Below are 14,685 nucleotides of genomic sequence, written 5' to 3' on the forward strand. Positions count from 1 at the left end.
CCGTGTCAGACCTTCGCCCTCAGCGGGAACCGCGCGGCCAGCCGGGTCAGGGTGCCGTTCAGCCGCTCGATGTCCTCGTCCGAGTTCAGTGCCGTGATCTGGATCCGGAAGCCCACCCGGTCCCGCGGCACAAGCGGGTAGGCCGCGAGCGTCACGTAGATGCCCTCCTCCCACAGGAACGCCCCGACCGCGTCGAGGTCGTCCGCGTTCGCCAGCGGGATCTCGATGATCGGCAGCCGGTCCTTGTTCAGCGTCCTGACGTCCAGTCCGTCGAGGTGATCCAGCACCCGTGCGGACCTGCGGTACAGCTCGGCGCGCAGCACGTCCCCGCGGCGCTCGTTGACCTCCAGTCCGGCCAGGGCCGTGGCCAGGGAGGCCGTCGGCGAGGGCCCCGAGTACAGATAGGGTCCCGCGGCCGTCTTCAGCCGGTTCTTCAGCTCGGTGGGCAGGGCGAGGAAGGCGAGCAGCGACGAGTACGCCTTCGAGAAACCGGCGACCAGGACGATCCCGTCGTACGACTCGCCGGTGTGCTGTACCACGCCGTTGCCGCGCGAGCCGTAGGGGGACAGCTCCTCAGGGCCGCGCTCCCCGAGCACCCCGAAGCCGTGCGCGTCGTCCACGTAGAGCGTCGCACCCCCGGCGCGGCAGACCGCGGCCAGCGTGGGCAGGTCGGGAACGTTGCCGGTCATGCTGTTCACGCCGTCCAGGCACACCAGCCGCGGCAGGCCCGCGGGCACCGAGGCCAGCAGGGTCTCCAGTTCGTCGGGGCGCTCCGCGTGGAAGCGGTGCAGGGTGGCGCCCTGGCCGCGGGCCACCACGCAGCCGTCGTACACCGTCCGGTGCGCCGTCGCCTCCACGAACACATGGCCGCCCTCGGCCAGCACCGGGATCGCCGAGGCGTGGATCAGGGTCAGCGTCGGCAGCAGCAGTGTGTCCGGCGCGCCCAGCAGGTCCGCTAGCCGTGCCTCGATCTCCGGGTACAGGCGCGGGCTGCCCAGCAGTCGCGACCAGCTGGGGTGCGTGCCCCAGCGCCGCAGGGCGGGCTCCACGGAGGCGATGATCTCCGGGTCCCAGTCGAAGCCGAGGTAGTTGCAGGACGCGAAGTCGACCAGCCAGTGGCCACGGCTGCGGATGTGCCGGCCGCGCACCTCGTCCAGCACCGCGTCGCTCATCGGGCTGGTGCGCCGCAGGTGTTCGAGGTCCGCCCACAGTGCCGCCCGGCGCTCCCGGGACGGTGGCCGTGCCGCGGGTACGGCCACCGTCTTGGTGGCGCCGTTGCCGGGCGCGTAGCAGCGGCCCTCGTTCTCCCGCAGCACGCGCTCGCTCTGCTCCACCGTCATCGGCTTGGCGAACAGATAGCCCTGCCCGAATCGGCACCCCATGCCGGCCAGCAGGTCGCGCTGCGCCGGGTCCTCGATGCCCTCGGCGATCACCTGCAGGTCCAGGGTGTCGGCGATCCGCACGATGCCCTCGACGAGCGCGACCTGCTGCGCGTCGCGCGCGATGTCGTCGATGAACGTCTTGTCGATCTTCAGCGCGTCGATGGGGAAGTCCCGCAGATAGCGCAGCGAGGAGAAGCCCGTCCCGAAGTCGTCGATCGCGATGTGCACGCCCAGTTCCTTCAGGGAGCGCAGCACCGACTGGATCTGGGTGTCGCGGCGCAGCAGCACCGTCTCGGTCAGTTCCAGCTGCAGCGAACCGGGGGCCAGGCCCGGTGTGCGGAGCGCCCGGCCGACCTGGTCCAAAAAGCCCACGTCCCGGAACTGGCGGGCGGACACGTTCACGCTGACGTACGGCGGGCTTGCGGGGCCGGCCAGCTGCTGCAGTCCCACGATGTCGCTGACCGCGTTCTCCAGGACCCACGCCCCCAGCACCCCGATGTGCCCGGTCTCCTCGGCCAGCGAGATGAACTGTTCGGGTGTGACGGGCCGGTGCGGTGCCTTCGGCCAGCGCACCAGGGCCTCGAAGCCGACGACCTCGCCCGCGCAGATGTCCACGACCGGCTGGTAGCGCAGGGCGAACTCGTGGCCGGCGACCGCCTGGGCGAGCCGGCTCTGCAGGTCGTGCCGCTCGACCATGCGGGTGTGCAGCAGCGGCTGGAAGCGCCGCCACTGCCGCTTGCCGGCCGACTTGGCCGCATACAGCGCGAGGTCGGCGTGGCTGAGCAGCTCCTCCGCGTCCGTGCTGTCGCGGGCCGTGGCCACCCCCACGCTGGCGGAGACCGTCACCGACTCGTCGGCGAGGGCGAACGGCCTGGTCAGCGTCTGGATCACCTGGGCCGCCAGCAGCTCCGCGTCCAGCGGTTCACGGGCGTCCTCCATCAGGACGGCGAATTCGTCGCCGCCCAGCCGGGCCGCGGTGTCGGTGCGCCGCAGTGTCTTGGAGAGCCGGTCGCCGACGGCGATCAGCAGGTGGTCGCCGGCCGAGTGCCCGAGCGTGTCGTTGACCTGCTTGAAGTCGTCCAGGTCGATGAAGAGCAGACAGGTCATGGACGACTCGCGGCGGCCGCGCAGCAGGGCGCGTTCGATCCGTTCGAGCAGCAGGGTGCGGTTGGGCAGGCCGGTCAGCGAGTCGTGGAAGGCCCGCTGGGTCAGCTCGTGGGCCAGCCGGCGTTGCTCGGTCACATCGCGCAGGGTGACGACGAGCCCGGCCACGGTCTGCTCGTCCCGGAAGTCGCTGCACCGCACCTCCACCTCGACGCGGCCCGCCCGGTGGCGCACCCACCAGTGGTCGTGGGTGGCCCGCGGACCGGTTTCCCGCACAGCCGTCAGCTCACGCGCCGCACGGTGCCGGTCCCGCGGGTCGACGAGGTCGGGCAGCGATTCGCCGACCACGTCGCTGGTGCCGAAGACGGTCGCCGCGGAGGGGCTGGCGTACCGGATGGTGTTGTCGTCCTCGACGATGAGGATGACGTCAGAGGTGTTGCGCACCAGAGTGCGGAAGTAGGCCTCGCTCTCCCTGCGGACGATCTCCTGGCGCAGGGCGATCCGCTCCATGGCCAGCCCCGCGTGGGAGGCCAGGATCTCCATCGAGCCCCGCGTCTCGGCGAGCGTCTCGGCCGGCCCGGCGACCAGCAGGACGCCCGGGACGTCTCCGTACGGGCGGTCGGGCGGGATCATCAGGCAGACCAGGACGGTTGCCGCTTCGTCCAGCTCGGCACCGGTGTCCGTACCCAGGTCGCGGGCGTGGACGATCTGCGCGTGATGCGGCGCCAGATCCGGCGCGCGTTCGGCGGGCAGCAGCAGGGTCCGGTGGCCGACCATGGTGCCCAGGAGCCGGTCGACCGCGGCCTCGCAGGACCGTGCGACCTCCTGCTGCCGGACCGCCGACACCAGCGAGGCGGCCGCCCTGCGCAGCGTCAGTTCACGCGTCACCGCCCTGCGGTGGGCCACCACCATCCCCGCCAGCCGCAGGATCACCAGCAGGAAGAGCACACCGGAGAACGCGGCGATCACGGCCGCGTCGTGCGCCGAGCGCGTCAGCCCTTCGTACAGCAGGATTCCCGGCGCGATGAGCGTGACCACGGCCAGCATCACCAGCCGTCGCGGCGGCGGCAGCAGGGATCCCTGCTGGGGCAGGGCGGCGGTCAGCTGCACCATGTCCGGGTGCAGCGCGGCCTGGCCCCAGGCGGTGTAGAAGACGATCCAGCCCGAGTCCAGCACCGTGCCCGTCTGCCAGCTCTCGTTGAGCTGCAGGATCCCGTAGGCGATGTCGAAGCCGAGCAGTGTCACCGTCCCGACGACCAGGTACTGCACCGACCGGTTGTGCCGGTCGACCGGATTCGGCGTCAGCAGCCTTGCCAGCAGGGCCAGGACCAGGACGTCACCGAGCGGGTAGGCGATGCTGATGGCCCGCTGCTGCCAGGTCAGCCCCTGCACGGTGGCGAGCGGCTGCACCAGGTACACCCACACGGGCAGCGCCAGACCCGCGGTGATGATCAGCGCGTCGAGCAGGCTCGGCAGGTCGTGGCCCGCCCAGCGGTATCGGACCAGGCCGGACAGACCGATGGCGAAGAGCGGATAGGTGGTGAGGTACGAGGCGTCCGCGGGGGAGGGGAACGGGTTGGAGGCGTGGAAGTACTCCTCCACGACGTTGTAGTAGGTGTCGCCCGCGATGAAGGTGAGCAGGGCGCCGGCGAGCACCCACCAGGGCCAGCGGTGTGCGGGCCGGTTGACCTTGCTGCCGACGAGCACGGCGGCGGTGCCCGAGAGGCCGATGACGGCCCACACGGGGGCGCGCGCAGCGGGCACCGTCAGGTAGACGGCCGTGGCGGCGGCCACCAGCGCTATATGTGCGGCCATCAGCCGCTTTGCCGGCAGCAAGGGCAAGCGCCTCCCCCCGTTGGAGGAGACCGGGCCGTCCACCTGGTCTGGTCGTCCTGGCTTTCTAGATCGTAGGCACTGCCGCCGGACGAGTGCATCTCGGGAGGAGGGGGACGCGACCGCCGGGCGCGTCGGCGTGCTCCCAACGGCCAGGCGGACGCTTGCTGCAACGACGGCAGGGACACGGTCCGCTCCTGGCTGTGATCCTCGCCGAGCACCGAGCCGTCACCACCGTGGCGTGCGGGCCTCGGCGCTTCGTCTCATCGGGAAGGCGTGCCGAAGGGCGAGCGCCACGGTGACGAGGGCCGCCGTGATCAGGGGGGAGTGCGGAACAGGGCAGCGCCCCGGGCCCCGTTTTTCCAGGGCCACGCCACCGAGCGTACCTGGCGGCAGTACGGCCGCAGGGGAGCCCTTAAACCTGTTGCCGCAGCCGCCCCTGGATGCTGGAGTGAGCACATGGATCATGCCGGGGTGCTCGCCCTCTTCGACCGTGACATGCGCGAAGGCGCCCGGCCCGACGGCCCCGACGCGCGGGTCGAGCGGGTGGGCAGCGTGGTCCGCCAGGTCTCCTCGGCCCACGGCTGGAACGGTGTCATCTGGTCCGGCCTCGACGAGACGGGCGCCGACGCGGCGATCGCCGAGCAGGTCGCGTACTTCTCCGGCCTTGGCCGCGAGTTCGAGTGGAAGCTGTACGGGCACGACCGGCCGGCGGATCTGGGACAGCGGCTCAGGGCCGCCGGATTCGAGCCCGAGCCCGAGGAGACGCTGATGATCGCCGAGGTGGCGGGCCTGGACCTCGACGCCGGGCCGCCCGAGGGCATCCGTCTGCTGCCGGTCACCGACGCGGCGGGCGTCGACCTGGTGGCGGACGTGCACGAGAAGGCCTTCGGCACCGACGGCTCCCGACTGCGCCACCAGCTGCTTGCCCGGCTCACCGGGGAGCCGGAGACGATCGTCGCCACCGTCGCCCTCGCCGGCGAGGAGCCGGTGAGTGCGGCTCGGATGGAGTTCGTGCCCGGTACGCGGTTCGCCGGCCTGTGGGGCGGCGGCACCGTCGAGGCCTGGCGCGGCCGCGGCATCTACCGCGCCCTGGTGGCCCACCGGGCCCGCGCCGCCGCCCAGCGCGGCTACCGCTACCTCCAGGTGGACGCCTCCAGCCAGAGCCGGCCCATCCTCGAACGCCTGGGCTTCGAGCCGCTGACCACGACGACGCCGTACATCCACGGGCCGTAGCCGGGGCCGCAACGACCGCGATGTCACATCCGCGGCCGCCCGATCCGTCGCACGGTCATGACGACGAACCAGAAGAACCAGAGCATCCTCCTCGCCGGCGCCAGCGGCGTCCTCGGCGGTCACGTCACCCGTGCCCTGACCGAGGCCGGCCACAAGGTCACCGGCCTCGGCCGGGGACCGGAGAACGGCGTCCGGGCCGACCTCATGGATCGCGACGCGCTGCTGCGCGCCGTCGACGGGCAGCACTTCGACACCGTCATCCACGCCGCGACCGCCCTGCGCAAGGCGCCCATGCGCCACCGCGACATGCATGCCACCGACGCCCTGCGCATCGCCGGTACCGCCCACCTCGTGGAGGCCGCGCAGGTCACCGGTGCCTCCCGCTTCGTGAGCGAGTCGATGGTCTTCGGCTACGGCTACGGGGACTTCGGCGAGCATGTGATCACCGAGGAGGACCCGTTCGGCCCGCGCGGCACCACGCCGGAACTGGAACGGCACGTCGAAGGCATGCGCATCAAGGAGCAACTCACCTTCGAGGCAACCGGTCTGGCGGGCATCTCGCTGCGCTTCGGCCTGTTCTACGGCCCCGGCGGCACCGACGCCATCCTGCCCATGCTGCGCAAGCGGCAGCTGCCCGCCCCCGCCGACCACGGCCGGGTCCTGCCGTGGATCGAACTCACCGACGCGGCACGCGCGGTGGTCGCCGCCGTCGAACACGGCCACCCCGGCCAGGCCTACAACATCACCGACCGCACCCCGCTCGGGTTCCGGGCCCATCTCCTGCACGTGGCCGAGCAGTTCGGCCTGCCCAAGCCGATGACGGTGCCGCTGTGGTTCACCAAGCCGATGTCGTACGCGCACACCATGTTCCTGACCGGCATGCGCGTGTCCTCGGCGAAGGCGGAGCGGGAACTGGGCTGGACGCCCCGATACCCGTCCAGCCGTGAAGGCCTCGCCGCGCTGGCGGCCCGGCGGTGAGTTCCAACCAGGGCCGTTCGGACCCTGTCCAGGGCCGAACGGCCCCGCCTCACGGGCCACTCCGGCTGGAAACCTCTGGAGAGGGGAACAGCCGCCCCGGGGGACAGCCTCCCGATGTGCCCGACTCTCCCGCTGAGGGCGCACGGTCGAGGCGGCAGGCCCGCCGATCGCCGAGGGGAGCCGCGTCGGCGGGCCTGGCTCCGGGCCCGTACGCCTCCCGTGACGCTACCTGGCCGTGGAGAACTAGGAACACACGATTCGGCTACTCCCCGTCGGCCGCCGAGCAGCACCGCTCGCACCCGGGCGAGGCGTGCGACGCTCCCGCCCGGGCTCGAAACGGCCGCTGTGCCACCGCGGTCGTCGGGTCAGCGGCGGGCCCTCGATCGGTCCAGGGCGGCGACGCCGAGTGCGGCGAGGCCGATCTGGATGAGCCACTCGATCCAGTCGATGCCCTTGGTGTCGGCCACGTCGAAGGCATTGGCGATCGCCGATCCGATCAGTGCGGCCACGATGCCCACGAGAATCGTCAGCACGATGCCGATGTGCTGCCGCCCCGGGACGACCAGCCGGCCGAGCACACCGATGACGATGCCGATCACGATGGCACTGATGATGCCTGAGATCTCCATCTCCGCCCCTCTTTGTCAAGGCCCCCGCACTATCCGGATGCCCACTGTCGCGGGGGACAGTCCGTTCCGCTTCAACCACGGGTCAATGCCGGGTCAATCTCCGTCCGCCGGCCCCGGTGACTTCTGTTCAGCCCCACTTCTGCCATGTACGGTTCAACCGATCGGCCGCCCGTCAGTGGTGCGGCCGAATGTCTACGCGCGCAGACGTCGGGTGTCTACGCGCGTAGGTCCGGCCCCGCACCGCCTGCTCCTTCCCCAACCCCACACGGAGGTACGCCGGATGCTCGCACTCACCAGATCCCGCCGAAGACTCACCACCGCCCTGGCCGCGTTCGGCCTGCTCACCGCCGCCGCAGCCGCCCAGGCCACCGTCATCGCCACACCCGCCCACGCGGCCACCACACACCGCATCCTGTTCGACGACGGGCACGCCGAGGAGGCCGGCAACGCCGACTGGATCATCTCCACCAGCAAGCCCGACCCGCTGGGTGAGGACTCGTCCCCGTCCTCGGAGACCGACTGGACGGGCGCCCTGTCCTCGTGGGGCGTGGCCCTGCAGAAGACCGGCGGCTACAGCCTCAAGACCGCCACCGGCGCCCTCACCTACGGCGGCTCGTCGGCCACCGACCTGTCGAACTTCGACACCCTCGTCCTGCCGGAGCCCAACACCCTCTTCAGCACCGCCGAGAAGACGGCGATCATGACCTTCGTCAAGAACGGCGGCGGACTGTTCATGATCTCCGACCACACCGGGGCGGACCGCAACAACGACGGTGAGGACGCGGTCGAGATCCTCAACGACCTGATGACCAACAACAGTGTCGACTCGACCGACCCGTTCGGCTTCTCCATCGACTCGCTGAACATCAGCTCCGACCACCCGGCCGCCATCAGCGACAGCACCAACCCCGTGCTGCACGGCTCCTTCGGCACCGTCACCAAGAGCCTCATCGCCAACGGCACCACCGCCACCCTCAAGCCCTCGGACAACTCCTCCGTCAAGGGCCTGCTCTACCGGACGGGTTATTCAGGCAACACCGGCGCCTTCTTCCTCACCAGCACCTTCGGCAGCGGACGGGTCGCCTTCTGGGGCGACAGCTCGCCGATCGACGACGGCACCGGCCAGTCGGGCAACACCCTCTACGACGGCTGGAACGACTCCAGCGCCACCAACGCCGCCCTCGCCCTCAACGCCACCGCCTGGCTCGCCGGTGACGGCAGCAGCAGTGGGGGCGGTGGCGGCGGCTCCGGCACCTGCACCGCCGCCCAGCTCCTCGGCAACAACGGCTTCGAGTCGGGCAACACCACCTGGAGCGCCTCCAGCGGCGTCATCACCAACTCCAGCGGCGAGTCGGCCCGTACGGGTTCCTACTACGCCTGGCTGGACGGCTACGGCACCGCCACCACCGACACGCTCTCCCAGTCGGTGACCATCCCGTCCGGCTGCACCACCGCCGCCCTGAGTTTCTATCTGCACGTCGACACGGCGGAGACCAGCACCAGCACGGCGTACGACACGCTCAAGGTTCAGGTTCTCAACAGCTCCGGGACCGTGCTGGGAACGCTGGCGACGTATTCGAACCTGAACGCCGCCAGTGGCTACACCCAGCGCAGCTTCAGCCTGGCGAGCTACGCGGGCCAGACCGTCACCCTCAAGTTCACCGGCACCGAGGGCTCCACGCTGCAGACGTCCTTCGTCATCGACGACACGGCGCTCAACGTCAGCTGACGCCCGCGGGGCCCGGCTTCCGCGCCGGGCCCCGCACGGTCATGCGGCCGGGACCGTCCGCTCCGGCGTGTTCCACCCGGAGACCCGCACCTGCGGCACTGACCCGTGCAGATCCGCAGTCCGGTAGGTGGCGGTCAGCGTGACGCTCTCGCCGGGCCAGAGGCCGACCTCGTCGTCCGACCACTCGACGGGCAGCACCGGCTTGCCCTGAGCGTCGACGAGATGGACGTCGGTGAACAGGGCGGGCGTCTTCCCGCTGCCGGTGTTGCGCAGGGTCACGGTCGTGGTCGCCGTCCCGCCCGACACCTCCGTCGACGCCGTCGCCTCCACCGGCACCTGCGCCATGGCACTGAGGCCCTTGAGGTCGGCATAGCTCGTCGTCGGCGTGTAGTACCAGTCGGTGTGGGCCCAGTCGAGGGTGTCCGGCCTGGAGGACAGCCAGTACACGTTCCGGCTGACCTCCCTGCCGGAGGAGTCGTTCAGCGTCAGACGGGCCAGACAGGTGGTCGCCAGCCCGGTCACCGACGTCGGCAGGGTGAGTGCGGTGCTGTGCGCACCGTCCCCGCTCACCTTCACCCCGGTGACGGTCCTGTCGTACTTCTGCGTCCCGTCGGGATTGAAGAGCGTGGCCCGGACGGTGAGCCCGGAGGCGGCCGAGTGCCGGTTGTCGACGGCGACCACCGAGCGGTCGTCGTAGGAGTACTGGACGTGCAGCGGCTCGTTCGCCTTCTTCGCCCCGAAGTAGGCGCCGCCCTGGTCGAGGTAGCGGTCCATCAGCTGCCAGTGCAGTGAGGTCCAGCCGCTGTTGAACATCCAGTACACCACCCCGGTCGACGGCTTCGACGAGTCGGTGGCGTTGCGCTCGTACGCCTCGAACTGGGCGCGGACGTTCTCGTACTGGGCGAGCTGCGCCTTGCGGACGTAGTCGGCCAGGCTCGTCGGCGCGCCGTAGCGGCCGGTGAGGGCGTCGTCGTAGAGCTTGAGGGTGCCGAAGGTCGACGACGGGGAGCGGTGGTACTGCTTGGTGTTCGGGTTCTTCCAGAGGGTGTCGAGTTCGGCCGGGGTCATCATGCGGCGCAGGGTGTCGAGGGTGGGGATGTCGGGGCCCGCGCTGGTCTCGGAGTTGAAGCCGGTGGCGCCGCCCTCGCGTTTGGCGTACCAGTAGTTCGGTGGGATCCAGTCGTAGGGGCCGGTCATCTTCATGCCCGAACTGCCGAGTTGCGGAGAGGAGTTGGCAGAGGCGGCGGCGACCACCGGGACCGCCCAGTCGGCGGCCTTCAGGGCGTCCAGGTAGTTCTTCTCGATCGTCGCGTCGGGTGCGAAGTCGCTGCCGATGAGGAAGGAGATCACGCTCGGGTGGTCGCGCAGCCGGGCGGCCTCGGCGGCCATCGACGCCTGGGCGACCGGGTAGTCCGCGGCGGTCCACTTGTCGCCGGACTCGCTGCCGTTGACCTGGCCCTCCCACTTGTCGCAGCACTCCCAGCCGGGCAGCGTGAGGATGCCGTAGCGGTCGGCGAGGTCGAAGAACTCGTCCGGTTCCAGGTGGCCTTCGAGACGGATGGTGTTCAGGCCGAGGTCGAGGGCGTACTTCAGCCGGTCCTCGACGTACGTCCGGTCCCAGCGCAGGAACTCGTCCGGTGACCAGCCGCCGCCCTTGATCAGCAGCCTGCGGCCGTTGATGCGGTACTGGCGGGCGCCGTCGGAGTTCAGCGGCGCCTGCACATCGCGGATGCCGAAGGTCTGCTGCGCGGTGTCCGAGACGGTGCCGGAGACGGACGCCGTGAGCTTCAGGTCGTAGAGGGGCTGTCCGCCCATGCCTGCCGGCCACCACACCTTCGGCGAGGTCAGGTGGAGGCCGGGCACGTCGGACGGGGCGAAGCCGACGGCTCTCGTCTCGTGCGCCGCCAGCGTGAGGGTCTTCTCGAAGGTGGTCGTGCCGACGGTGCCGGAGACCGTGGTGGTCACAGGCTTCCCCGAGTCGTTGCGGGCCTGCGCCTTCACCGTCAGGTCGGCCGAGGCGAGTGAGGGCACGTCCAGCCTGGTGACCACGTGCGCGTCGCGCAGGGCGATCGGGCCGCCCCGGCGGACGAGGACGTCGCGGACGATGCCCATGTTCTCGTCGGGCGGCGGCTGGAGCCAGTCGATCCAGCCCATGGTCAGGTCCTTGTCCGGGTCGTTTGGCCGGATGCGGAAGGCGACGGTGTTCGTGCCGGATCGGACGAGCGAGGTGATGTCGAGTTCGTGGTGGGTGTAGGCGCCGGTGACGTCCTGCGCCGTGGCGACCTGGTGGCCGTCGACGTAGACGTCAGCCGCCGAGATCACTCCGCTGAGGTCGAGGTAGGTGCGCTCGGAGGTGTCGGCGACCGTGAAGTCCGAGCGGTACCACCAGGGGACCTGGAAGTCGGCCTTGGGGATCTTCTGCTGGTTGGTCGAGTAGAACGGGTCCGCGTACACGCCGTTCGCGAGGAGTGCTGCGAGGACGGTGGAGCGGGGGCCCGTCGGGTACCAGCCGGTGGCCGGGTAGCCGGGGGAGGAGATGTCGGCCGGTGGGTCGGAGACCTTGGCTGTCGACTGGATCGTGTAGCCCGTCAACGCGGTCGCGCTGCCCGGCGCGGCGGAGACGCGGGTGACCCGGTCCGGCGGGGCGGTCCCCCGGTCATGGGGTCCGGCCCAGGCGCTGGTCGTCAGGGAACCCAACAGACCCAGGACTACGGCGGCCGTGGCGAGACGGTGTCTGTTCACGGAGACTCCAGCCCCTTCGTAAAGTTAGGAAACTTTACTAACGGCGGTCACGCTAGGGGCGCCGAACGGACCCTGTCAATGACCGCGGCCCGCGTCCGAGTGGGTCAGGACCCGGCGGAACGGCGCTCGAACACCAGGTCCCGCGCCGTCCCGAGCGCCGTGGCCACCGCACCCAGCAGCACCGCGTCCTCGCCGAGCCGGCTGGGCACGACCTTGGGCCGCAGCGGGGTGAGCGACCTGAGGTGCTCGCGCACGGGGCGCAGCAGCAGGTCCACGCTGTGGCCCACGCCGCCGCCCAGCACGACGAGATCCGGGTCGAGCACGGCAGCGGCCGCCGCCACCGTGTGCGCGATCCGCTCGCCCTCCAGCTGAACCGCCTTGACCGCGGCGTCGTTTCCCTGCCGGGCCGCGTCGAACACCGCCTTCGCGGTCAGCTGCCCGCTCATGCCGAACCGGCGCGCCGCCTCGACCACGGCCACCCCCGACACCGCGTCCTCCAGCCGCTCCGGCTTCTGCTGTCCAGGCCAGGGCAGGAACCCGATCTCCCCGGCCAGCCCGTGCGCCCCCGTGAACAGCCGCCCCTCGCTGACCACGCCCATCCCGAGACCGGTGCCGATCAGGATGTACGCGAACAGCCGGCTGCCCGCGCCGACGCCGTAGGTGTACTCGCCGAGCGCCGCGAGATTGGCGTCGTTGTGCACCTCCAGCGGAACGCCCAGCTCCTCACGCATCCGGTCGAAGAGCCCGGCGCGCCCCCAGCCCGGCAGGTGCATCGCATAGCGCACCCGGCGCTGCTGCTCGTCGTACACGCCCGGCGTGCCCACCACCGCGTGCACCACCTCCTGGGCGGCCACGCCGGAGCCGCCGACCACCTGACGGGCCGTCGCCACCACCAGATCCGCCATCGTGCCCGAGCTGCGGGCCCGGTTGCGTACGTCGGAGCGGGCGACGACGCTGCCGTCCAGGTCGGCGACGGCGACCCGCAGCCAGCTGCGGCCGACGTCGATGCCCAGGGCGTAACCCGCCGCCGGGTCCGGCGCGTACAGCACGGCGGTGCGGCCGCGCTCCGGTGCGAGGGTGCCGACCTCGTGGACCAGCCCGGCCGTCTCCAGTGCGGCCAGAGCGCTGGAGACGGTCGGCTTGGACAGGCCGGTCTCCCGGGCCAGTTGAGCGCGTGAGGCGGCGCCGCCGCTGCGCAGCCGGTCGAGCAGCAACCGCTCGTTGGTGCTGCGCAGCCGTCGGCGGTTCCAGGGCTGTTCCTGCTGGTCTGCGGCGTCACTGGCGGGCATCGCACCATTCTCACGTATGCGCGGGGCCGTCCCATGGAGCCTCTTGACGCATCAAGTTAGGCTCCTTAACTTTATCGGCCAACAGCCTCGCCGGGCGAGCCAAGGCCGGCCAAGGTCAGTCATGGACAGCCCAGCGCCCGGTGCTTCAGGAGTCCTCATGTCCGGTAGTCCGCCACCCAACGGTGGTTTTGTCCGTCGCGTCGGCCTGTTCCAGGCCACCGCCATCAACATGAGCCAGATGTGCGGCATCGGCCCGTTCGTAACGATCCCGCTCATGGTCGCCGCGTTCGGCGGCCCGCAGGCAGTGATCGGCTTCATCGCGGGTGCGCTGCTCGCGCTCGCGGACGGGCTGGTGTGGGCCGAGCTGGGCGCGGCGATGCCCGGCTCCGGCGGGAGTTACGTCTATCTGCGCCAGGCCTTCCAGTACCGCACGGGCCGGCTCATGCCGTTCCTGTTCGTGTGGACGGCGATGCTGTTCATCCCGCTGATCATGTCGACCGGCGTGGTGGGATTCGTCCAGTACCTCGGCTATCTCGCTCCCCACCTCGGGCAGACCTCCGGCGACCTGATCGGCCTCGGCATCATCGCCCTGGTCGTGATCCTGCTGTGGCGGGGCATCGAGCACATCGCCCGGATCACCGCCGTGATGTGGGCCGTCATGATCACCTCGGTGGTGCTGGTCATCCTGGCCGCTGCCACGGACTTCAGCGCGCACCTCGCCTTCACCTACCCCGCGCACGCCTTCGACCTGGGCAGCAACCACTTCTGGCTCGGCTTCGCCGGCGGCCTGACCATCGGCATCTACGACTACCTCGGCTACAACACCACGGCCTACATGGGCGCCGAGATCAAGGACCCCGGCCGCACTCTGCCGCGCTCGATCATCTTCTCCATCCTCGGCATCATGGCGATCTACCTGCTGCTGCAGATCGGCACGCTCGGCGTGATCGACTGGCACCGCATGACCAACCCGGACGACATCGCGTCCACGTCGGTGGCCTCGGCGGTCCTGGAGAAGACCTGGGGCAAGGGTGCGGCGGACACGGTCACCGTCCTCATCCTGATCACAGCCTTCGCCTCGGTCTTCACCGGCCTGCTGGGCGGCTCGAGGGTGCCGTACGACGCCGCCCGCGAACGCGTCTTCTTCCGCCCCTACGCCAAACTGCACCCCAAGCACCGCTTCCCGATGCTGGGCCTGGCGACCATGGGCGTGATCACGGCTGTGGGCTTCCTGATCGGCCGGCACACGGACCTGGCGACACTGATCCAGCTGCTGACGACGGTGATGGTGATCGTGCAGGCGCTGGCCCAGATCGTCGCCCTGAGCGTGCTGCGCAGGCGCCAGCCGGCCCTGCGGCGGCCGTACCGCATGTGGCTCTACCCGGTGCCGAGCATCCTCGCGTTCGTCGGCTGGTGTGTGATCTACGGTTACGCGGACAAGAACTCGCCGGGCCGCCATCCCATCGAGTGGTCGCTGGCCTGGCTGGCTCTGGGCTGCGTTGCGTATGTGCTCTGGGCGCGCTTCGAGAAGGTGTGGCCGTTCGGCCCGAAGGAGATCACGGAGGAGTACCTGGCGGCCCCGGCGGTGTCGGACGCGGAGCCCGCGGGCGCGTGAGGAAACCGCGGGCCGGTGGGGTCTGGTCGCGCAGGTCCCCGCGTCCCTGAGGGGCGCGGGGACCACCCGGGAGTTCCGCAGGTCGCGTCATCTGGTTCGGCCTTCCTTGACATGCAGGTAATTGCCTGCATAACGTTGAGTGTGCGAT

General features: G+C 70.6%; 8 protein-coding genes. 4 read left to right on the forward strand and 4 right to left on the reverse strand.

From position 1 onward, the window contains the following. Positions 1 to 5 precede the first annotated feature (5 nt). Positions 6 to 4,301, reverse strand: coding sequence for an aminotransferase class I/II-fold pyridoxal phosphate-dependent enzyme (locus tag ACFY1E_RS25195; RefSeq protein WP_389079824.1), 4,296 nt, complete (start codon positions 4,299 to 4,301; stop codon positions 6 to 8). A 477-nt stretch (positions 4,302 to 4,778) separates the two neighbouring features. Between ACFY1E_RS25195 and ACFY1E_RS25200 the strand changes: the two genes are divergently transcribed. After that, a complete protein-coding gene (locus tag ACFY1E_RS25200) occupies positions 4,779 to 5,555 on the forward strand; it encodes a GNAT family N-acetyltransferase (protein ID WP_389079637.1) in 777 nt (258 codons plus the stop codon). A gap of 57 nt (positions 5,556 to 5,612) precedes the next feature. Beyond that, positions 5,613 to 6,533: an NAD-dependent epimerase/dehydratase family protein gene (locus ACFY1E_RS25205; protein ID WP_389079638.1), complete on the forward strand. Its 921-nt coding sequence runs from the start codon at positions 5,613 to 5,615 to the stop codon at positions 6,531 to 6,533. 365 nt (positions 6,534 to 6,898) lie between these two features. Here the strand turns inward: ACFY1E_RS25205 and ACFY1E_RS25210 are convergent, their stop codons facing one another. Beyond that, a complete protein-coding gene (locus ACFY1E_RS25210; RefSeq protein WP_030927250.1) occupies positions 6,899 to 7,162 on the reverse strand; it encodes a GlsB/YeaQ/YmgE family stress response membrane protein in 264 nt (87 codons plus the stop codon). 280 nt (positions 7,163 to 7,442) lie between these two features. On the opposite strand from ACFY1E_RS25210, the gene ACFY1E_RS25215 reads away from it, so the two are divergent. After that, on the forward strand, positions 7,443 to 8,891 hold the full coding sequence (locus ACFY1E_RS25215) for a hydrolase (protein ID WP_389079640.1): 1,449 nt from the start codon (positions 7,443 to 7,445) through the stop codon (positions 8,889 to 8,891). A 39-nt stretch (positions 8,892 to 8,930) separates the two neighbouring features. On the opposite strand, the gene ACFY1E_RS25220 is transcribed toward ACFY1E_RS25215, so the two are convergent. Further along, on the reverse strand, positions 8,931 to 11,633 hold the full coding sequence (locus tag ACFY1E_RS25220) for an exo-beta-D-glucosaminidase (protein ID WP_389079641.1): 2,703 nt from the start codon (positions 11,631 to 11,633) through the stop codon (positions 8,931 to 8,933). 104 nt (positions 11,634 to 11,737) lie between these two features. Continuing rightward, positions 11,738 to 12,922, reverse strand: coding sequence for an ROK family protein (locus tag ACFY1E_RS25225; RefSeq protein ID WP_389079642.1), 1,185 nt, complete (start codon positions 12,920 to 12,922; stop codon positions 11,738 to 11,740). A gap of 157 nt (positions 12,923 to 13,079) precedes the next feature. Here ACFY1E_RS25225 and ACFY1E_RS25230 point away from each other — a divergent pair, with 157 nt between their 5' ends. Beyond that, positions 13,080 to 14,537 (forward strand): APC family permease, encoded by a 1,458-nt coding sequence (locus ACFY1E_RS25230; RefSeq protein ID WP_389079644.1) that lies wholly within the window; start codon positions 13,080 to 13,082, stop codon positions 14,535 to 14,537. Positions 14,538 to 14,685 lie beyond the last annotated feature (148 nt).

The sequence above is a fragment of the Streptomyces sp. NPDC001604 genome, from assembly GCF_042893475.1.
Lineage (GTDB): Bacteria > Actinomycetota > Actinomycetes > Streptomycetales > Streptomycetaceae > Streptomyces.